Here is a 22,913-nt window from a genome sequence, read left to right as displayed (position 1 = left end):
TACCTAAAGGGCAACCAAAGTCTTTATATATAAGAACGCGCAATAAACCAAAACAAAAACTAAAACAAAAACTATATAATAACTCTAGTGAGTTATTAACACACACTCTCGGATTTAAAATGATATTTGAAACACTAGGTTACGTTTTCATCCCGGTAGGATAACGCTTTCATCCCGGTAGCATGAAGCCTTCATCCCGGTAGGATAAACGGTTTATGTCGGTAGGATAAACGGTTTATGTCGGTAGGATAAACGGTTTATGTCGGTAGGATATATATAACATGTTTTTGAATTTGAAACCGCATAAATAAAGACCTTTATTTACCTTTAATTGTTTATATTATTATATATTTGTAACCAACATTATTAATAAAACCAACCTCTTATGGAAACAAAAAAAATCACCTTTCAGATTTTGTTCACAAGTGATATTCATGGCTCGTTCCGTGACTTCAACTACACCACAAACAAAGAAATAAAGACAGGATTTTCTCGCATAGCTTCATTAATGAAAAAAGACAAAGAAAACTTTCCGGGCACAACTATTATTTGCGATTGCGGCGACAGCATTCAGGGCAACGGCACAGGAGAGCTTGTAAAAAGTGGCAAATACAAACCATATCCACTATTTGCCGCATTTGAGTCGGTAGGGTATGACATTGTTGCTCTGGGAAACCACGAATTCAACTTTGGATTGAAAGAAATTTACTCTACATTCGAAGGATACAAAGGCACGAAGCTTTGTGGAAATGTATACAAAGACGGCAAACTGCTGGAAGGATTTGAACCCTATCGTATTATTGAGATACCCAATGGACCACGTGTTGCATTCATCGGAATGGTGTCTCCAAATATTGATGTGTGGGACAAAGCTAATATCGAAGAAGCAGAAATTGAAACAGAAAGTGCAGCAATTGAGACGCAAAGAGTTATAAAGACACTGAAAGAGAATGATTTGGCCGATTTGTTTGTCGCTGTTCAACACATGGATGAAAAAACAGAAGTGAATCGCGAAGGCTCCGGAGCCAAAGATGTTGTAGAAATGAACCCAGAACTGGCAGTCTTCCTGGGCGCCCACTATCATACAATCAAAGGAAGCAAAGAAAAGCAGCATGTATTATGCAATAGTGTAAAATTCGCCGAAAACCTAAATTCGGCAATGTCGTATGGACAGGTGTTAATAACAGCAACTGAAGTAGATGGAAAATGGCAAGTTCTAAATAAAACCGGAGATTATGATGAGTCGGACGTAAAAACAGATATCATTTGCTCCGACGAAAATACGCCAAATGACCCTGGAGTACTTGAAGTGACGGAAGAAGCTCACCAATACATAAAAAAATACATGAGTGAAACAGTGATAGGCTGGCTGCCAGAAGCACCTCTACTCCCTGCTCCGGAAATCAAAGGTACACACGAAGGTGTTTTAAAGAGTAATTCTCTGATCTATTTTGTTTCAAAAGTTATGCTTCACTATTCGAAAGCTGATATTGTGGGTGTGCCATTGAATCATTTTGAAGCCAACTGTAGCGAGAGGAAGATTACAGCCGGAGGTATTTCACAACTCTATGTTTATGACAACAATACATTACATACTGTCGGCATGACAGGAGCACAAATTATTCAGTGGATGGAATGGTCTTATGCCTTTTATGGCACAGACTTGCAAGGGGGCAAACCTGCGGTGAATCTGGAAACAGATCTTACAATACCTTATGGTACCCGCAAAGTATATCTGCACGATCAGTTTTCTGGAATTAACTATACAGTAGACTTAACCAAACCCGTGGGTCAACGCATTCATGTGATAAGTATGAAGAATGGCGAGGATTTCTGTATGGACAAAGAATACATCGTGGCAACCACCAATTATCGGGCTAGTACCAATTTGGTTGAAAACTCTGACGATGGTATCTTTAAACCGGGACAAAAAACAGCAAGACCCCTTAAAGAAAATATAGAATCTCCTAAGGGAAACAGCAATATGCTTGACCTGATTGCTGAATATATTTCCGAGCTGAAAGACCAGGCTGTACTGAATGAAGCGGAAAACAATTGGGAATTCATCAACCTCAATTGGAACAAGAAATGGCGCAATCTGGCTATTGAACTAATCAACAATGGTACGATAGAAGATTATAATCATCAAATTCCGGTTACGATTGAGATGGTGAAGTCTTACTTAAAATAGAAAACCAAGAAAAAAGGCTGTCCTTCATAATTTGTGGACAGCCTTTTTTAATCTAATCAAATTATTCTAACTTAACCGGTCTCTTTATATAATTCTCCATGTGATCCAGAGGTAGTGTTATGAAAGGAGTTTGCCATCCGCCTATGCGCACATTGACCCCTGCGTACTTAGCCAACAAGGCAGCAGCCTCTGCTTCCGGCAATGTACTTGCTTCTTTAGCGGCTTCATAAATTTCTTTATATTTGTCGGTTGTGCCAATAGCCACGGTCATCATTGCACCATATTTATGAATGAATTCATTAAGTACTTGTTCCACGATTTTATCATTGACACTTTCATCATTCAAACAAATATCGGTAATTACCCCGGCAGCAAAACGCTCCAACTTGAATTTAGACAACGAATTCATCGTTCCCATAATTCCTTGATGTACAGTTCCGGGCACAGGTGAGAAATTGGGAGCTATAGGCATACCATCAAGACGATTTGCCGAAGCAGCCACTCCTCTTCCCTGCCAGTTGTATTGCTCAAAAGTTCCGATACCAGCTGTTATCTTCATTTTGATATTAAACTTTTTGCCTAAAGGCAGGCCATAATAACCGGCTAAAGCCCGAAGAGATGCTATCTTTCTCCATTCTCTTTCCGGCACATCATCTTGGAATAGTTTCTTGCCAAAACTTGCTGAATTCTGAACACAGTGGTAGAACATATCCAAAATATCGCAAGTTAATTTGTCTGCATCAACATTATTATTACCAAATTTAGGAGAGTTCGTGTCAAAATTTACCTTTATATCTTTATAGAGTTTTGTCTTATCTGCCGGCAGAGAAGAGTTGTTCTCTCCAAAATTCTCTCTGATAGCCTCACAGACCTGCTCTAATGTATATTCCTTCTTGTCGAAAACCCAGTGACGAATTGCACTTAACTGGTTGACCATATCCGGAACAGCCCCTATCACTATTCCTCCCAGATTGTGATTGGCTCCTCCTGCTGCTTTATCGGCTCCTTTGTCCATGCAGCCTTCCAAATATGCCGAGAACAGAGGCGATGGTGCTGCATTCTCATCAATCATATAGTACATAAAAAGGGACATCACAGATTGATCTACAAAGAACTGAAGATGCGACTCCAGATAAGTCATTACATCATCAAAACTCTGTGGCACAGGAGTAGTCGGAGACATTTTGGCTCCTCTAAAAAGGGCCTCATCTTTCTTTAGAGATGCCCCCTGATTCAAGGCAGCTTCTACAGCTTGCATACCCACAAGCATGGTGAAAGTCCAGTCCGACTTCCCGTTGAGAATAGGTTCCCAGCAGCCATCAACACAATAATCATTTGCTAACTCCTGCATCTTTTTGCGCACCTCGGGTGTATCTTTTTCATCCTGCATCAAAGCCTTATACATGGCAGGAATCATGATGTCATCATTCAACACCGACGGGTTGTTTTTGGTCTTGAATATAGAGGAAGCAACCTTCTGAATCAATCTTTCCGGGCTATCTTTGTGAATGCGAACGTAAATGCCAGGAGCCGAAAGATTTACATTCTCAACAGCTTGTATGATCAGGTAAGTACAGTCATTGGTGGCATCTGTTCCATCCGGTTTTTTGCCTCCAACAATGATATTCTGCAAAAAATTGTTCACTCCCGCTTTCTGATCAATATAATAGGGATGGGTTCCCAATACTGTGGCATAATCTACGTGATCCTGCTTGATCAGGTGTTTTGAGCTCAGGTTCAAGCGTCCTGCACACTTTAGAATGAAGCATTCAATTATTTCCAGTGCCTTATCTACATCTGTTTCTTTTTCCAGATATGGATACAACACCTGATCTAAACGACCCAATGATATAAAGTTCATCGAAGCATGAAGTGCTATATGAAAAAAGCAAATGCATTGCATAGCTTCATGAAAAGTTTCGGCAGGTTGCGCAGGCACTTTACGGGCAATACGTGCCAACTCATTCAGTTCATCTGCTCTTTCCGGATGTTTCACTGCTTCTTTTTCTGCCAAATCAGCAAAACGATTTGCATAATCGATAACCGATTGACAAGCCAACTTCACTGCCCAATAAAAATCGAATTTCTTTTTCTGTGCAATGAGTTTTCCATCTGCATTTCTCAACAGGCGAAGGCCTTCTTCCTTTTCCTCTGCAGAAGCTTTTTTGTCTCTACATATCTCCTCATATTTCTTTTCTAAAATAGCAGTATCTTTTTTTCCATTCTTTATAATAGGAGACAACTCATCTAGCTGCTTGCTACAGAAATCAATTTTCTTCTGTAATCCATCGCTCAACAGCTCTTCATAGTTCATTGTGTTGTGTCCAAACAGAGAAGCGGCATTCCGATTTGTTATAGAACCTGCTCTTAACTCGTCATCGGTAAGAAAGCGCGGGAAAACTTTTCCCAGCCCATTCGATCCCATTGGCATATTGCCCAGCAGAAGATCGCCTTCCAATATATCAGCAGTGTGAGTGTGTTTGCTATTCTCCTCATCGGTCATAGCAAGCAGCATGCGATCTATTGCAATAGCCCGTCGCACAATTACCGAACAGTTTTCAATGGGCTTCCATAAAGGAAAACGCTCGTTAGGATCTTTTGCTTTTACTACATCATCAAACATTTCTTGAGTAAACCATTCATTCGAACGATCGCCCAATGCTTTGGTAATCAGATGATCATAAAGCTTTTTCACACGCGCACTCATTTCAGTGCTTAGTTTCATTGTTTTCATACTTAATAGTATTGAAATTGGTAAATACTAATGATATTTTGTCTTCACAGGCCTTTATTTCTTCCTGCGAAGGTGGATTTATTTGTAAAGGAATACCACTTTGCATATAGTGTGCATCATAATATGGATTCCACGGGTTCAGACAAACAGAAGATAAGGAGAACTCTTTGAAGAGTTCCAGAATATCCTCTAACACATCATCGCGATCGAAGAAACCCGGAACCATAGGTATACGTGGCAAGATATTGGCATTCTCATCAGTAAGCAGTTTCAACACTTTCTGTATATGCTTGTAGTGACGTTTATGATCTTTGCCTGTGACTACTCTCATGCCAAACAGCCACAGGTCAACAAGTGGAAGCACATTTTTATATATCTCCGGAGATAGCAATCCTGATGTTTCTACTGCTGTATGATAACCATTCTGTTTACACAACTGCAATAATTGCTTCGCTGCATCTGTCTGTAACAAGGCTTCGCCACCCGACAAAGTAATGCCTCCTTTTTTTCCTCCCAGTTGAAGATAAGGAGACACTTGCTCAAAAAGAGAAGAAACCGAAACTTCAACTGTTGGCAAATGCAATGCACTTCCTTTCACTCCGGTTACACTTGCCGGACATTGTTCAACACAAGATCCACATTGAATACATTTATCGCGGTTTATTATATGTTTATTCTCAATAAAAACATGGCATTGATTTTTGCAGGCAGAAACACAACGTTGACAGCCAATACAGACATTCGGATTGAAAAGAAGAGGAGCATAATTTAATTGTGAATGCGGAGAATGACACCACTCGCAGCGCGCATTGCATCCTTGAAAGTATATCACAACACGTACCCCTGGGCCATCGTGTACAGAGAACTCAGCAATGTCGTATATCCGAAGTAAACAAGAAGTATCTGATTGACCCTCTTCTGTCAGATTTATTTTCATACTAATGACCCGTTGGCGGAATTAATTAGTTAATAATATGTCTAAAAATAAGTTGTACATTTAGTATATTAGAAGTGACCAAAGTCCTATGCACAACTTATATGCAATATTCGCAAAATTTCTTCACATCTGCAAGCAGTTTTCTTATAATCTGGTAAATGAACATGGTAACATCCTTCGCTCTGGAGTTATTCCTCGCTTTTCTGATTTAGAAGTTTCTCTTAGTTTAAATCAAAAGACTTGGAAACCAACATTTAAACCTTTCGTAAAGGCCAGAAAAAGAATTGAAACGCTCTTTTCTCAAATGTGTGACCAGTTTATGATGATTAGGAATTACGCTAAAGACGTCAATGGATATATTCACAAGAATAATCAGCAAAACCAGTTTTATAATATCAACAAAATAAATAATAAACCTATCGGAAGAGTTAAATATGCGCTAATTTAATTCCGCCAACGGGTACGAACAATTATGTAGTACAATATAATAGTTTTAACACTCCCCGAATTGCAAGTGCCAATTAATCCTCTAACTTTGCATTTATGAACAGCACATCACAACTGACAGACCAGCAGATTAATGACATTCGAAACGGTAAAGTAGAAGCTTTCGAAATCCTTTTTGAACTATTTTATATACGTGTAAAGAACTTTGCTCAGGGAATGATTAAGAACGAAGACAGTGCAATGGAGATTGCCCAGAACGTCTTTATGAAAATATGGATGGCCCGTGAAAGACTCTCTTCCGAACTATCCCTCAGCAGTTATATATTTACTATCGCCAAAAACGAAATACACGATTACTTTAAAAGCCAGTATTATTTTCTCAACTATCAGGAATCATTGCGCGAATCAGGCAATAATCTTGAATACGAAATTGATTCCGAGTTCAATCTCAATGAAATAAAAGAGGTAGTAAGCAAAACCGTAGACAAAATGCCGGAACAGCGTAAACTGATTTTTAAAATGAGTCGTGAAGAGTTTCTGAGCAATGAAGAAATTGCAAATCGCCTGGGTATATCAAAACGAACAGTTGAAAAACATATCAGTCTGGCACTGGCAGCCATAAAAAAGAATCTTAGTGATTTTATGTTCTGGGTATTTGTGTTCTTAATTCGGTTTTGAAACGCTGAGTTGCGCTAAGTTTAAAACCTAAATATTCTCCGCGTAACTAAGCGTTTCAAATAAAAATACAAAAAAATCACTTCTCCATTACGTGTGTTGCCCAAGTTATCAGTATTAATTATAGAAGCAAGATTAAAATGAACAAAACAACACCAACCAAACAGGAAGTATCCAGATACTTTTTTAACGTCTGCGATGTTAAAACAGCCCGGAAAGTGGAGCACTGGTTTTTTCACCATGGGAAAAGTCCGGAAGCCAGCGAACTACTACTTTCCATCTGGGAAGAGCTGGACCAGTCAGTTGTAGGACAGGAAGAAGCTCATCTGGCGTTTGAAGAGTTCAAAAAACGTTTCACAAATATTCAGGCTGCACCAACAACCCCAAGCAAACCGGTAGCAAAGGTGAAGTGGACAGTATGGATACAACGTGTAGCAGCTATCTTGTTACTACCTATCATTGCATTCACCCTTTACCAGTATTTTTATATACAGGAGGAAAAAACTGTTATGTGGGTTGAGAAAAATATCCCTTATGGAGAATCCGGTGATATTACTCTACCCGATGGTACAGCTGTACGGATGAATGCAGGAAGTAAAATTATCTATCCCGAGAAGTTTTTGACCAACAACCGTCAGGTGTTTTTTACAGGTGAAGGACACTTTACAGTTGCCAAAAACAAACGTAAACCTTTCCTTGTACAATCTAATGAGATAAACGTGGAAGTACTGGGAACCGAATTTAATCTTAAATCTTATTCTGAAGATAAGATTATACAGTTAAGCTTGCTTAACGGATCGGTTGAATTTGTAGGTAACACCAACCGGAACAAACAAATAAACTATGTATTGAAACCCGGTGAGGAAGTTTTTTACGACAGGGAAAAAGTTACACTTTGGAAAGAACGGTTTACGGTAGACAACTACTCTTCCTGGAAAGATAAGAAATATTACTTCAAAGATGTTAGGTTCGAAGATATTGCTAAAGAATTGGAACGAAATTTTAATCTGAAAATTGTGATAAAAACGGATTCTCTTAAAGACATTCATTTCCGCATGGCCTTTGTCAATAACGAGTCGCTCGACGAAATTCTGCAAACAATAAGGAATGCCGACAAGCGAATGCATGTGGTACAAACCGGTCAGATTGTGGAAATATACTACTGATAACAGAAATTAATTTAATATTTTATGAGACACAATGGTGCGGCACACATTAACCGAAGTGACGGGTCGGATTACCTGCTTGATCTTACTGCAACTTACAATAAATCTTTCAACGACCATAGCCTGAAAGGGCTTGTGGGGTATGCATTCCAGATATATAACTCGGAAGGATTAAATGGTACCTCGCGCGATTTTATTACTGATGCATTCCTTTACCATAACATGGGTGCAGGTGCCAAAGACCGTCAGGAAGTAGGTTCATCAGCCAGTAAGCGCTCTATAGCATCTTACTTCGGACGTGTAAACTATAGCTATAAAGACCGCTACCTGGTTGAGGCAACTCTCCGTATTGATGGCTCTTCAAACTTTACACCCGAAAACCGTTGGGGGTATTTTCCGTCAGCTTCCGTAGGATGGCTGTTTTCTGAAGAATCGTTTATGAAAAATACATCTTCATGGCTTTCTAATGGTAAACTCCGTGCTTCTTATGGTTCTACCGGAAACGAGAATGTGAGATATGGACTACAAAATACGTATTCTATTGACTGGCGAAATGCTATCATTGGTGGAGGCGAAAACAAAGGTGCTTATGTAAGTGCCATGGGTAATAAAGATCTCACTTGGGAAACAACTACCGAGTTTAATATTGGTATAGACCTCGGATTCTTTAACAGACGTATTCAATTGACTGCCGAGTATTTCAATAGGCAGGTGAAAGATCTTTTACAGGGTTCAAAACCAATTCCATCTTATAATGAAGTAGGTAGTATTGTTGCCAATGCAGGTAAGCTTCAAAGCCAGGGATACGAAATAACATTGAATACGGTAAACATAGTAAGCAAGGATTTAGAGTGGAATTCAACCCTCACCTTATCACACTACAGTGATAAATGGAAAGAACGTCCTTCTTACCTCACCATGAAACCTTATCAAACAAATAGCGATCCATACAACGCATGGTGGGCCTACGAAGCTGTAGGTATTATGCAACCGGGAGACGCCGTTCCTAATGCACAAAAAGACTTGTTGCCAGGTATGGTAATTCTGAAAGACCGGAACGATGATGGTGTTATTGACGATGAAGATAAAGTGTACCAGGGTAGCGGCTCACCTAAACTCACATTTGGGCTAAACAACGCTATACGTTACAAGAACTTCGATTTCAGTATCTACTTCTATGGCGAGTTTGGAAATAAAAGAGGAGCAAGCTATAAAGAAAACTGGACGTTTATGGATACCAACCAGTCTGTTAATGTATCTGTATGGGCAAATAAATCATTCAGTAGCACTAATCTGAATGGCCAGCATCCTACTTACCTGAAACAGGGAACATACGGCTGGGGCGACTTTTACACAAAGAACATCTACTTTGTACGTTGCGGTAGTATAACATTGGGCTACACCATTCCGGTGAAAAAGAACATTCTGGAAAATGTACGCGTATATGCCAATGTTAACAATCCGTTTGTGCTAACTAACTGGACAGGCTTAGACCCGGAAACAGATAACGGTTCGTTCCCTTATCCTAATATCCGGTCGTTCGGTATGGGTGTAAACATAACATTCTAATAACAGAAAAACATAAAGCATCATGAAAAAACATGTATTAAACAAAATAATAGCATTTGTTACCTGTATGGCGCTATTTACCGGTTGCCAACTGGAAAGCGAACTATACAGCCAGATTGGTGAGGAGATGGGTTTTCCCAGTAACGCTGAAGATGCCACAGCACTCGTCTCAGGAACCTGTTATACCATCTTTTCACCTTGGGGCATCTTTTATCCAGATGCAGGATACTTCACCAACTCGGAAATGGTTACCGACATTGGCGAGATTTCTTGGGGATGGACTACTGCATACAACTCTTACGAGGCAGATGATTGGCATATAAATGGAGGCAGTCGTTGCCAGTACCGTTCGTACAATTATATTTCAATGATGACATTGACATTACATAAAATAAAAGACGTGTCGATGGATGAGAAGTTAAAACAACGTTTGATGGGCGAAGTTAAATGTGGTCGCGGTTTCCTGGCCTTCCTGTTATATGACCTGTATGGTCCTATCCAGATTGCCGACCTGGAAACCCTTCTATCACCCAAAGATGAGAAGCTTATTCCACGCCGTACGGATGAAGAAATGCACGAGTTTATCGAAACCAATTTACTGGAAGCAGCAGAAGTTCTTCCTCACAGCTACTCTTCGGGTGAATACGGTCGTTTCACCAAAGGATTGGCAAATACTGTATTGCTTAAATTTTATATGCTCACTAAACAATGGTTGAAAGCAGAAGCCATTGGGCGCGAACTGACTAAACCCGAATACGGTTACAAACTGGTAGATAATTACAATTCACTCTTTGATCTGGGAACAGAGCAGAACACCGAAACTATTTACGCAGCCGCAGCCAAAGCCGGCGTAATCGAGCATAAATGGCATGCCCATGTATTACCTTCGGATTATCCAACACCCGCAGGTGTAACTATGACCAAGTGGGGCGGCTTTAAAGTGGCATGGCCATTTTATGAAACTTACGAAGCGGGAGACAAACGCTTGCAACGTTTAGTTGGCGAATATACCGGAACAGAGGGTGTTGTACACAACCGTAAAAACGACCGCGACAGCGGAACACAAGGTCAACTTTACAAAGGTGCCGTGCCTCAAAAATTCGGTTTGGAAGGAGTAGTTGGCGAAAACTGCGAAATAGATATTCCGGTTTACCGTTATGCCGATGTTATTACATTGTTGGCTGAAGCTATAGTACGCAATACAAATAAAGTATCTCAGGAAGCTATTGAGCATTTGAATGCTGTTCGTACCCGTTCCGGACTTCTGCCTTATAGTACTGCTGACTTTAAGAATGTAGATGAGTTCTTCGAAAAGCTTCTTCTGGAACGCGGACACGAGTTCTATTTTGAAGGTGTACGCCGTCAGGATCTTATCCGTCATGGTAAATTCATTGAAGCAGCTGTAAAGAAGGCAGAGTTTGAAGGACAACCAACAGGTAAAATTACTACTATAGTTGATGGCAAGTACAAGTACGAGCGGTTCCCTATTCCGCCCAGCATTATTTATGAATCGCAGGGATTGGTTATTCAGAATCCGGGATACTAGTTTATTTACTATTTTACTATTTATAATTTACAATTATGAAAAAGCATTTACTATATATTACGGCCGTTCTACTGGGCTCAATGGTATCCTGTGTAGACGATGATAGCTATAAAGTTGAGGTGCCGGTTGCCGATATCACACTAGCATCACCAGAAGAAGCAGAAAACTTCGATCTCAACAATATGGAGATTGATGAATATACTTTCTCATGGAATGAAACAATAGACGGAGGTACTACTCTCCTTCTCAGTGCAAACGAGTTTTTATTGAGTCCCATTACATTTGATACTGGTAATAATAAATCTCATTCCATTGCGGTTGAAGTACTCGACCAGATTGCCTCTGCAACAGGAGCCGTAGGCGGAAATGCAGGAACTGTATACTGGGGAGTGAAGCCTACTAAAGATCTGGGTATAGCAGCCCGCGAAATCCGTTCGGTCAATGTGCGCCGGTTAATATCACGTCTGCTTGTTCCGGAAGACCAGAAACAGATAGCCTTGGATAGTGACCGTCCTGAACTGCCTGTGAGTTTTACATGGGACCCTGAGGGGGAAGATCCATCAACAGAGTACACCATTACATTCTCTGGTAAAACCGACATGAGTGGTGAAGTAATAAACTTCCCTGTAGGAGCAGTTAAAGTAGCAGGTCTAACACAAAGCCAGTTGCAAGAAGTATTCCTCAAATATTCCAACCATCCGTTTAAAGGTATCCGTGTATATTGGAATATACAGAAGAAAGGCTCTGCCAACTATCTTTCAAGAACTTCATCGGCCCTGGATATTGACCCAATGATGATATTCCGGGATGTTCGTGGTGACGAAGATATCACTTACAAAGTTGCTAAAATATCCTTCCGCGATGGACGTGTTCAATACTGGCTGGCCGAGAACCTGCGTACTACAAAATATCCCGACGGAACAAATATAGAAGACGCCAATATAATGTTTGCTCCATCGCCAACATTTACCGACGAACAGATAAAAACCTACGGAGGTTATTACCGTCCGAATCCTACTATGTTCACTAAACTACCATCTACAGGATGGAGGATGCCAACCATAGCAGAATGTCGCGACTTGTATGCCGAGGCACAGGCTCAGGAAGGTACTTATAATGTACTGCGTGATCCTCAGTTCTATAACTACGAATCTACACAAACCGATCCTAAAGTTAATAAATGGAAGCTAGGACTGGTTACTGCAGGCCAGCAACAAGGCGAGGATAAAGCAATTACCAATACTGGCTACTCATACATCATGGCTACCGGAATTGGCGAGGATAATCATCGTGCCGCCATGCTCGATCACTTCGCTATTTGGGAAGTTTGGGCGGTTGGAACCAATGTCAGATTAATCTATAACGAATAAAAATCCGAAGCAATGAAATTAATCAAGCTGTTTTCAATAGTTTCTATATTCTTGGCATTATCGGTACAATCCTGTTCCGATGATAAGCCAACCCAACCGGTATGGGAGTATCCGGGTAATGGTGATAAAGATCCGGAGGAACCGGAACAACCCGAACCCATAGGCCCTCTTACCAGCATCAAGGCAATTTGTAACCCCGAGAGGGGTTACAACCTTGAAAGTAATTATTTTGCTCATAACCTGGCTAATCCTTGGCACAATGTTTCTTTTCCCAGTCTTTGGATACCTGAAATAGAGACACTTAATAACGCCAAAGACGATGGTATAACTTTAACCCAACTTACTTTCTATCTGAGTGAGTTCGTAGGAAAAGACATCTCACAGGAAGCATTCGATAATATGCAGAAGGTATTTGACAGTGCCCGCGACCTGGGTTATAAAATACATATCGTATTCGCCTACGACTATGATCCGTATGCAACGGATGCAACATTCGACGATGTTTTCCGCCATCTTGCACAAATAAAGCCATTCATTGAAAAGAATATTGGCATTGTTGATTTGTGGCGCATGGGATTCATTGGCGCATGGGGCGAAGGCAATCAATCACCAATGAGCAACGACTGGGAAAACAAAACCAAGCTGGTAAAAGGCATATTAGATGCTTATCCAGAGCGGTTTATGGCTCTGCGGTATCCAAGTCATCTGGCCAAGTTCATTGATCTGGGATTAACAGATGAGTACGTAGCGCGGGTTGGATATACTAACGACTACTTCACGGCTTCGGAACATCCCCGGGCACCGGGCAATGATTATACCTTTGGCTCGGCAGATTACCTGCAAGTAGAAGAAAAAAGCCCGTTTGTAAAAGTGGTTGGCGAAATTCCTTATAATGAAGATACTGAATGGGGACTTGATTTCCTAATCTCCGTACCTAACTCTATCAAAGCATTAAAAGAGCATCATTACAGTGCACTAGATGTTACCCAAAACAATGCTCTCAACTTTGAGAACTGGAAACGTTACGAGCTTACTCCTGATGAGTTGAAAAATATGAAAGTATTGTTCGATGATGCTTATTTCCGCAACAGCGAAGGAAAACTGGTTAAACGCTCTGCTTATCAGTTTGTACGTGATCACCTGGGCTATCATCTTTATCTGAATGCGGAAAAAACAAAGTTGGAGGTAAGTGGCAAACAATTATCTTATAACATAACTGTTTATAATACAGGTTTCTCAACCATACTTAACCCTCGCCCCGTACATCTGGTATTGGTAGACGATCAGGGTAATATTGCACAAACCATCACCCTGGAAGATGTTGATCCGCGTAACTGGCAACCATACGACCCGCAAAAGCAGGATTACAAGCAAATTTACCACAGTATAAAAGGTAATACTGCAATTACAGTATCGGGCAAGTACAAAGTAGGACTGTGGTTACCTGACCCAACCGAAGAACTAAAAGATATTGATATATTCTCTATCCGGTTTGCAAATACTGCTACAGTGGAGACAGAGAAATACAGAATTAATATTATAGGCGAAACAGAATTTTAATAAAAAAATATTCCCACATGAAAAGTCTAACCTTGATCTCTCTTATATTTATCACCCTGTGCAGTATTTCATGCACAGGGGCGGATTCCCCAGTAGGTCCGGCCAATGCTGGACCCCTCCGGAATCCGGATCGTGGGTTCCATCTGGAATCCAATTATTTTGCCGAGAACTTTACTAATCCTTTTAACAAGAAAGAAATATTCCCAAAGGGATTTATTGGCGACCGCGAAAAACAATTTGATGCAGAAAAGGAAGAAATCACCCTACTACAACTGTATATTTACCTCACTGAGTGGGTAGATAAAGATATATCTCCCGAAGGGTTGGCTAATATACAGACCTTGTTCGATGCTTTGGAGGAAAACGGATATAAAGCTATCTTACGGTTTGCATACAACTGGCAGGGATTAAATACTTCCGGTGGTGAATCTCCCCAATGGATAACACGGCATATTGAGCAGTTACGCCCTATTCTTACAAAAAACCGCGGACTGATTGCTACGATTCAAACTGGGTTTCTTGGTGCCTGGGGCGAATGGCACACTACTCCCATGCAAAAAGATATGGAGGGTAAAAGTGCAGTAGTAAATGCTTTACTTCAGGCTTATCCTGCCCCGTACAGCATACAGATACGTATTCCCGACCATAAAAATGCTTTAACACTTAACCGCGAAGAAGACCGGATACGCATATCGTATGCAAATGACTATTTTACAGCAGGTGAGCATAGTCATGCTCCCGGAAATGACTTTATACCGGGCAGTAACTGGTACAAGCAGGTACTTAAGGAGTCTCCTTGGTTTTTTATGAGTGGCGAGATTCCTTATGATGAAGACACGGAATGGGGGCTTCCGGATCTTATCAGTACTCAAACTACTTTGAAGATATTACGTGATCATCATTATTCGGCCTTTGATATCACACAAAATTACACAAAGAACATCACTTCTTGGAAACAAATACAAATTACACCGGAGGCTCTCCGAGCAGATAAAATTCTGTTTGCTCCAGAGTACTTTCTGGACGAAAAGGGAAATCCAAGGGAAAGAACTTTTTTTGATTTTGTGCGCGATCATTTAGGATACCGTTTAAATCTAACCTCTCATCCTATTCTCTCTACCAAAGATGATATACTAACTTATGAGATCAGCCTTACCAATACTGGATTTGCAGCACCAGTTAATCCGCGCCCCGTATTTCTGGTCTTTATCAATAACAAAAATGAGGTAGTGAAAGAACTACAGTTAGAGCATGTAAATCCGCGTAACTGGCAACCTTTCGACAATGAAGCAGGAAACTACAATCTGCTAACACATACCATGAGTGGAAGCATCAGTACCGGGCTATCTGGCAAATATAAGGTTGGCTTATGGATGCCGGATAACGAAAAGTCATTACGTTACAATAGTATTTATGACATAAAATGGCCAGAGAATCTATATCTTAGTCATTGGACGGATGAGGATGGAAAGTATTTTATCAATCTTGTAGGTCAAGTTAACTTTTAAACTCTGGATCATCCCGGTAGGATAATACTTTCATCCCGGTAGCATGAAGCCTTCATCCCGGTAGGATAAACGGTTTATGTCGGTAGGAGAGAGGCTTTATCCTACCGGGATGAAACGAGTTTGTAATTTCTTATTTTTTTGTTAAATTTGTAGCTTATGAAAAATAAGAAATCATTCCTTATCATTGCCCTTGCCTTATTAGCAATAGCAACCCTTACAATACATTTTGCTCCCAATAACAGCAAGCTTGCTGTTATTGATACCGAAGAAAGCGAGCAAGAAGCATCCTATATTATAGAAGAACCATTTTATGATGAAGAAAGTGAACAAGAAGTACCCGATGATACAACGCATTTAGCAAAATTCAAACCTAAATATTGGTTTGAGGATTTTAACACAGAAGTATATAAAGGTGAACCAGCTGCTCCTGATTTTACCAATAACCCGTTTGCCAACGATCAAGAGTTTGTTGATTTTATAACCAAGGGTTGCGAAAAAAACGGTGTCAACTTTGGCGGACACTATACCATTATTGAAAAAGGATGTGGTGCTATGTGCGAGCATATATTTATAGTCGATCGCAAGTCGGGGAAAATATTTACGCATATAACATTAAAGAAAAATGATGGTGAAGATGGAAAATATGGTTACAGATATTGCAATGATAGTAGATTGTTGATTGCCAACAGCAATTTATTAAATGCTGATAACTATTACATCACAGCATGGCGAATAGAACCGGAGTTATACAAGTGGACAGGCAAAGATTTTAAATTTATTCAATAGATCGAAGATTTTACCAAAATCTACTCAGCTCATAACTATAGTCCTGTAAACGGTCGCAGGTTCTTATAAAGTAACCGAATTCCTCTTGGTATGAGTTTACTATTAGTTTATTAAATAATCCACATTGCTCACTTTGCCAGTTTGTTTTTACTTGCCACTTTCCGTCTACCCAATCATAACTTAAACATGGATCTTTGCTTAAACAGGCTTGTGCATAAATGCTTTTGGCTTTTATATCAGGAGTTTCTGCTAATTCCTCGGCCAATCTGAAATATTTTACTGCTACCGAATCAAGAACATCTAATTGTTTGCTTGATTCGAGAGGACCGTTTTCTCCTCCACCATATAGCTCTCCTTTACCATAATGAGTGATTGCCCAAAGTTTTCCATAATACGAAGCATTGGCCAAAACTGTTGCATATTGATAAGCCAGAGAGGCTTTTATTGCCGGATTTTGGCAGGTACTTATTAAATGTTTGAACTGAATTGTCTGGCGACAAAACCTAAGTTTATAATCGTATGTTTCAATAGATTGCTTTCGGTCGAACTCGTACCTCTCATTGAAGCTTGTATAACTATAGAGCCAAATATCGGTTGATGAATCTTTTTTAACCAGGTAATTGATTATGTTCTGACGAGATAAGAACTCATTACTTAATTTTTCAAGATAAGGAACTGCCTTTTCAAATTCCGCCATTCGTATATATTTAGTTGCAATTAGGTCATTATAAATAGCCGGGTCTTTGTAACATTGTTTGGCTATAAATTGATCAAGGGCAGTTTTGGGCTTTTCAAATATGTACTTCTGATAGTCAATTACCTGTTGAAGAGGAATTGTATCCAGATGACAGAATATACTGCTGGAATAATCGTTGTTCCAGTACCATTTGCTTGTATCAGCTTTTTCTTCACGATGCTCAAAATGCTTGCTGCGAATTTCAGTCTTTAAGCCAATTAACCCACATACCCGGTTTGTATTCCCTTTTTTCTGGTAACCAGGAACCCAATGATAATCTATTAAACGTTCCAGTACATCGGTGTACCGGTTACGATAGTTATAAATCCGATTTTCTAAGAAAGGAGTTTTTTCTGCCATTTGATACAACCATTGCAGTTGAGGCAAAAGATTCTTATCGAACTGGCGGTTGTATTTACCCAACACAGCATCATATAATATCCGTAATACCCGAATATTGTTTTGAGTAGGGATTTCGCCTTTTAACCGCTCCGCTTTCATTAACATATCATTCGCTTTGTGATAGTCTCCATCCAGAAAAGTAAGATAAGAAGCTACCGATTGCCAATAAGCCAAATCCGGGTTTCTTTTCTCTCTAACCACTCTCAAAGCAAACCGGGTTAATTGCTGATAGTTTTTTCGTTGAATTTCGTAATCATTCTTTTCATACCAGGACCAATATTCTTCGGTGGTCCATCTATTTACAGTTGTTTTTTCGGCTCTGTTAATTAAAGGAGCAACCATTTCGGCAAAACCGGTATAATGAGGCATATATTTGTACACAAGCTCAATAGTTTCCAGCGGTGTAGTTGGGTTCTCTAAGTTTGAGATACACCATTTTAAACTTTGAATATCATCGGACATTGAGTAGATGATAGCCGCTTTTTCGTACTCTTTTTCCTGAAAATAAATGCTCCCCACATAAGCAGTACTCATCATGGTGATGGCATCCTGAGGCAGATATCTGATTTCGTTTTCCCACAAAGAAATACAATCTTCGTATGCAAACATGGAGTAGGCCGCCCGCATAGCTTGCAATAAATAGCGCGACCTGAGCTTTGATTCTTTGTGAAGCAATGCCTCTTTATAGATTTCTTTCAGGTCTGTAAATTCCAAATCTTCCTTACTGGGATAATACCATGCATCTAAACGTCTGAACCGGGCTTCCTCACATTGTTTAGCCAGAAGTAAATATCGAATCACTTCTTTGTCATTGGTTTGTATCAGGTAACTGAAGAATTGATTACCAATCTCGTCTGGTTCCTTGCGTAAATCTTCAAATTGCTCATATAAATGCTGAATCTCTTCCGAAGAAGTTTTGTACACAGCTTGCGATATTTCGGAGGCATCAACCTTTTTCTGCACATAGCTATACCATAGTAAAATGTTATCATCCGCATTTTGGGTACTAGAATCGAATTTCTCTTCCGGAATAATCTTAAATAAATTGTATTCGGAAGGTCTGGGATAATACTCAGGACCACAAGCACTGCTTTTATTGGAAAAGATAAACAGTAACAGACTAAGGACGATATAATGTTTGTATCTCATGATCGGAATATTTTGAAAGATTAATGGAATCTAAGTGATAAATAATAATTTCTTTCTGTTTTAAAGAAGAAAGTTGATTGTCTATGGCAGTTTTAACCTTACTCAACATTGAATACGATGACTCTTCTACCCGAAGAATATCCCTGTAGTATAACCATTTATGTTCTAAGTAATGCCCCTGCTTAACAAGATATATATTGTTATCTCGTTTTTCATAATGTTCGGTATCATCCAAATTTATTTGGCGGAATAATGCGAGAAATTTATCATCTCTAAAACCCACTGTCCATGAGAAGGTAGGATAGGCAATACTAAGTGGTAGTTTATAACTACCGAGCCTTCGTATATAAGGCTCTATATCAGAGATATTCAGAATAGAATTTTCGGTATCTTTCTTTTTAATGTTTCCGGTATTATAGCACATAAGTACGCCCCGCTCTACTGGCGGAACAGGTAAAGTTAGCTGATGTAAACGGATAGTAGCAGATAATTGGATAGGCCTATCCTTTAGCAGGTCTTTTACCTTTTGCAAGAAATCGAAGTATTTTTGCTGAGTACTTTGCGTCCAGTCGCAATCAAACTGAATTTCTTTTATGTTACTAATGTTATTGGTATCCACCATTCTAAATACTCTCCAAACAATATTGTAGGCCAGTTGGTGGATATCAACCTTTTTCATAGCATCATTGGTGATAAAAATTGTTGGTATTACTTCAATACCCGAAGGTATTGTGTCTTTAAACTGAAGAGTACCTACAGGTACAATGTTATAGTTTCCCCAATCCGATTCGTAATCTACATCAAAGAAACGAAGATAGATTTTTTGAATATTATGTATTTTCAGGAACTCTTTTTCATAGTTGTTGAGCGAGAAAACAGTTTTCCAGTAATAAACAGCAGGAACAATCTCCGTGTCGGGAGTAGCAATGTCTGCTTTAACTCTTTGATGACATGCTGTTAATGAACAGCAAATCAGAAGAAGAAAAAATATATGAAGTTTCATTTCTTTTTTCTGTAAAGTTAACCAATCAAGTGTTTTTTTAAGAAGAAATAAATGGCTATTGTATGAAATACCCTTTTGACTGTATGAAATCTCCAATCTTTTGTGTAAATTTGTTGTCGGAACCAACAATTGAAGTTATGGGAAGCGAAGGACTTATCGAAAAATATATTAACCCCTATACCGACTTTGGATTTAAAAAGCTATTTGGCACCGAACTCAATAAGGATTTGCTAATCAGTTTTCTGAACTCACTACTACCCGATGGTCAGGTAATAAAAGACGTAACTTACCTCAACGCCGAACAGCTTGGTACGCTGGAAGTAGATCGACGTGCTGTATTCGACGTTTATTGTGAAAATGAACAAGGCGAAAAATTTCTTGTTGAGATGCAAAAAGGCGAGCAGCAGTTTTTCAAAGACCGCAGCTTGTTTTACACTACATTTCCTATTCGTGAGCAAGCTATTAAGGGTAAGAGTTGGAATTACGAACTGAAAGCCGTTTATACAGTTGGCATTCTCAACTTTGCATTCGATAATGGTAGCGATGACTACTTCCACCACGAAGTAAAGCTTGTAGACATGGGGACTCAGGAAGTGTTTTATGATAAATTGACACTCATTTATCTGGAAATGCCCAAGTTCAACAAGACTGAATATGAACTGGAAAATATGTTCGACAAATGGATGTTTGTACTCCGCAATCTTTCCAGACTGATGGAACGTCCGGCTGCCCTGCAAGAACGTATATTTACTCGTTTGTTTGAAGCTGCCGAAATAGCCCGTTTCAATCGTAAAGAATTGATAGAGTATGAAGACAGTTTGAAGAATTTTCGCGATTGGTATAGCGTGATGGAAACATCGTTGAATAAAGGCCGAGCGGAAGGATTGGCAGAAGGAATTGAAAAGGGACGTGCAGAAGGAATTGAAAAGGGACGTGCGGAAGGGATTGAAAAAGGACGTGTGGAAGGGATTCTTGAGATAGCCCACAACATGAAATCCAGATCTGTCTCTTTACAAGTAATCCAAGAAATAACTGGCCTTTCTTTGGAAGAAATTGAAAAATTGTAGTTTATTATACTGAGCGGTTTTCCCGAAATAAAGTATTACTTCGCAAAAATAGTAGAAAAAGATAGGGTAGAAAAAGAAAAATTCTATCTTTGTGATTGTTAGTTACAAGTTGTTATGCAGAAATGTAACTTGTAACTCGTAACTTGTAACTAAAAACAATGAGATATTATATACTTTCACTTTTTTGTTTGTTTGCTGTTGTTGCATCAGCCCAATCATTAGATGAAGCCCGTAAAATGTTTCTTAAGGGCGAGTACGCTCAGGCTAAACCTGTATTTAAACGTTATGTAAAATCACAACCCGCCAATGCCAATTACAACTACTGGTATGGGGTATGTGCTCTTGAAACCGGAGAACTCGATGAGGCTGTTCCGTTTCTTGAAATGGCACATAAAAGAAAAATTCAGAATGCACCTCTTCATTTAGGAAAGGCATACAATAAAATCTATCGTTTTGATGAAGCCATAAAAATGTATGAAGAATATATTGATGGACTTCAAAAGCGCAAACAGCCTACCGATGAGGTTGTATCCTTGTTAGAAAAAACAAAACAGCATGCCCGTATGATTAAAGGAGTAGAAGAAGTGGTGGTGGTTGATAGTTTTGTGGTTGATAAGAAAGACTTCTTACAAGCATATAAAATCAGTGAAGAGTCGGGCAGCCTGCATACATACAATGAGTTTTTCAAAACACCAGGCGATAATCAGGGTACTGTTTACCAAACCGAACTGCGGAACAAACTATATTATGGCGAAACAGAGGAAGACGGAACTTTAAGCATCTATTCGAAAAACAAAATGCTTGATGAATGGGGTAAAGGCCATCCGCTACCAAGTAGCATTAATGCAAACGCCAATACCAATTACCCTTTTGTTCTTACCGATGGAATTACCATCTATTATGCTTCCGATTGCGAAAACTCCATAGGTGGGTATGATATATTTGTTACCCGTTACAATACCGGAACAGAAACTTACCTCAATCCCGAGAATGTAGGTATGCCTTTTAACTCACCATTCAATGATTATATGTATGTAATTGACGAATACAATAATCTGGGATGGTTTGCCAGCGACCGTTATCAGCCGGAAGATAAAGTTTGCATCTACGTATTTATACCCAATGACTCAAAACGTATATACAATTACGAAGGAATGGAATCCGGCAAGATGCGCAGTCTGGCTCAGCTTCGCTCCATCGAAGATACCTGGAAGAACGATGATATTGTAGAAGAAGCAAAGAAACGGCTTCAGGCAGCCATCAATCAAAAACCACAGGAAGAAAGAAACTATGACTTTGAATTTATTATCAATGACGAAGTAACCTATCATACATTTAGTGATTTCAAAGTAACGCTTTCCAAACATTTGTTTGGCGCTTACCAACAAATGCTCAAAGACTATAAACAGCAGGTAGATAAACTCGACTCGCAACGGAAATGGTATGCCGAAGCATCCAAAGCCGATCAGGAAAATGCAACCCCGGCCATTCTCGACCTTGAGAAACGGGTGCTTGAAATGGCAGTCGAAGTAGAACTACTGGAGATGAAAATACGTAATGAAGAAATACAAACCCTAAAGAAATAGAACATGGAAATACTAATTATCACAATTCTCATTGTAGCAGCAATTATACTATTCCTGGTAGAATTGTTCTTTATTCCAGGCATAAGCATTGCCGGTATATTAGCTTTGGCCAGTTTGGGCTATGCAACTTATTATGCCTTTGATACATTAGGCCCACTTGAAGGCTTTATTACGCTGATTATTTCAATAATTGCCTGTGGTATATCTATGTATCTGTTTATGCGATCTAAAACATTGGATAAAGTTGCATTGAAAAAGAACATCACATCCAAAGTTGACCGGGATGCCGAACAAAGCATCAAAGTGGGAGATACAGGTATTGCTACTACCCGTTTGGCTTTGATTGGGCAAGCCGAAATAAACGATAAGATTGTAGAAGTAAGATCAATCGATGGTTTCCTTGACGAAAAAACACCAATTATAGTTGAACGTGTTTCGGACGGAACTGTGTTGGTAAGAAAATGGTAAGAAAAAACTCATA

16 protein-coding genes and 1 pseudogene are annotated in these 22,913 nt (G+C 39.5%); 13 read left to right on the top strand and 4 right to left on the bottom strand.

Annotated elements, in window-relative coordinates; translation table 11 throughout:
• Positions 1-385 precede the first annotated feature (385 nt).
• Positions 386-2,191 carry a bifunctional UDP-sugar hydrolase/5'-nucleotidase gene (locus D0T85_RS11400; protein WP_163213366.1) on the top strand — a complete coding sequence of 602 codons (1,806 nt, stop codon included), beginning with the start codon at positions 386-388 and terminating at the stop codon, positions 2,189-2,191.
• Positions 2,192-2,252: 61 nt separating this feature from the next.
• On the opposite strand, the gene D0T85_RS11395 is transcribed toward D0T85_RS11400, so the two are convergent.
• Both D0T85_RS11395 and D0T85_RS11390 read right to left on the bottom strand, forming a co-directional pair.
• Positions 2,253-4,925, bottom strand: a complete 2,673-nt coding sequence (locus D0T85_RS11395) for a pyruvate formate lyase family protein (protein WP_163213364.1) — start codon at positions 4,923-4,925, stop codon at positions 2,253-2,255.
• Positions 4,900-5,862 (bottom strand): glycyl-radical enzyme activating protein, encoded by a 963-nt coding sequence (locus D0T85_RS11390; protein WP_163213362.1) that lies wholly within the window; start codon positions 5,860-5,862, stop codon positions 4,900-4,902. The genes D0T85_RS11395 and D0T85_RS11390 overlap by 26 nt, the downstream gene beginning before the upstream one ends.
• Positions 5,863-6,070: 208 nt before the next feature.
• Here D0T85_RS11390 and D0T85_RS22775 point away from each other — a divergent pair.
• From D0T85_RS22775 to D0T85_RS11350, 9 genes and pseudogenes are all read left to right on the top strand, one after another.
• Positions 6,071-6,310: pseudogene (locus tag D0T85_RS22775) on the top strand (IS982 family transposase); the annotation flags it as partial.
• Between the two features lie 95 nt (positions 6,311-6,405).
• Positions 6,406-6,987: an RNA polymerase sigma-70 factor gene (locus D0T85_RS11385; protein ID WP_163213360.1), complete on the top strand. Its 582-nt coding sequence runs from the start codon at positions 6,406-6,408 to the stop codon at positions 6,985-6,987.
• 137 nt (positions 6,988-7,124) lie between these two features.
• The gene (locus D0T85_RS11380; RefSeq protein ID WP_163213358.1) at positions 7,125-8,150 is read left to right on the top strand and encodes a FecR domain-containing protein; all 1,026 of its coding nucleotides are present in this window, start codon (positions 7,125-7,127) and stop codon (positions 8,148-8,150) included.
• A 24-nt stretch (positions 8,151-8,174) separates the two neighbouring features.
• Complete coding sequence (locus tag D0T85_RS11375) at positions 8,175-9,719, top strand: SusC/RagA family TonB-linked outer membrane protein (protein ID WP_163213357.1); 1,545 nt, start codon at positions 8,175-8,177, stop codon at positions 9,717-9,719.
• A gap of 22 nt (positions 9,720-9,741) precedes the next feature.
• Positions 9,742-11,265, top strand: a complete 1,524-nt coding sequence (locus tag D0T85_RS11370; protein ID WP_163213355.1) for a RagB/SusD family nutrient uptake outer membrane protein — start codon at positions 9,742-9,744, stop codon at positions 11,263-11,265.
• A 35-nt stretch (positions 11,266-11,300) separates the two neighbouring features.
• Positions 11,301-12,635: a SusE domain-containing protein gene (locus D0T85_RS11365; RefSeq protein WP_163213353.1), complete on the top strand. Its 1,335-nt coding sequence runs from the start codon at positions 11,301-11,303 to the stop codon at positions 12,633-12,635.
• A 12-nt stretch (positions 12,636-12,647) separates the two neighbouring features.
• Positions 12,648-14,195, top strand: coding sequence for a DUF4832 domain-containing protein (locus D0T85_RS11360; RefSeq protein ID WP_163213352.1), 1,548 nt, complete (start codon positions 12,648-12,650; stop codon positions 14,193-14,195).
• A gap of 17 nt (positions 14,196-14,212) precedes the next feature.
• Entirely contained in the window at positions 14,213-15,703 is a 1,491-nt protein-coding gene (locus D0T85_RS11355; protein ID WP_163213350.1) for a DUF4874 domain-containing protein, read from the top strand.
• A 156-nt stretch (positions 15,704-15,859) separates the two neighbouring features.
• Positions 15,860-16,489 (top strand): hypothetical protein, encoded by a 630-nt coding sequence (locus D0T85_RS11350; protein ID WP_163213347.1) that lies wholly within the window; start codon positions 15,860-15,862, stop codon positions 16,487-16,489.
• A gap of 10 nt (positions 16,490-16,499) precedes the next feature.
• Here the strand turns inward: D0T85_RS11350 and D0T85_RS11345 are convergent, their stop codons facing one another.
• Entirely contained in the window at positions 16,500-18,776 is a 2,277-nt protein-coding gene (locus D0T85_RS11345; RefSeq protein ID WP_163213345.1) for a hypothetical protein, read from the bottom strand.
• Positions 18,748-19,779 (bottom strand): hypothetical protein, encoded by a 1,032-nt coding sequence (locus D0T85_RS11340; protein WP_163213343.1) that lies wholly within the window; start codon positions 19,777-19,779, stop codon positions 18,748-18,750. The genes D0T85_RS11345 and D0T85_RS11340 overlap by 29 nt, the downstream gene beginning before the upstream one ends.
• A gap of 137 nt (positions 19,780-19,916) precedes the next feature.
• Between D0T85_RS11340 and D0T85_RS11335 the strand changes: the two genes are divergently transcribed.
• From D0T85_RS11335 to D0T85_RS11325, 3 genes are all read left to right on the top strand, one after another.
• A complete protein-coding gene (locus D0T85_RS11335; protein WP_163213509.1) occupies positions 19,917-20,846 on the top strand; it encodes an Rpn family recombination-promoting nuclease/putative transposase in 930 nt (309 codons plus the stop codon).
• A 158-nt stretch (positions 20,847-21,004) separates the two neighbouring features.
• Positions 21,005-22,432, top strand: a complete 1,428-nt coding sequence (locus D0T85_RS11330; RefSeq protein WP_163213341.1) for a M48 family metallopeptidase — start codon at positions 21,005-21,007, stop codon at positions 22,430-22,432.
• A 3-nt stretch (positions 22,433-22,435) separates the two neighbouring features.
• Positions 22,436-22,900, top strand: a complete 465-nt coding sequence (locus D0T85_RS11325; RefSeq protein ID WP_163213339.1) for an NfeD family protein — start codon at positions 22,436-22,438, stop codon at positions 22,898-22,900.
• The last annotated feature ends 13 nt before the right edge of the window (positions 22,901-22,913 follow it).

Origin of the sequence: Bacteroides sp. 519, from assembly GCF_010500955.1 — a bacterium.
Classification (GTDB): domain Bacteria; phylum Bacteroidota; class Bacteroidia; order Bacteroidales; family Bacteroidaceae; genus Bacteroides.
This window is presented reverse-complemented; position numbering and strand designations above follow the sequence as displayed.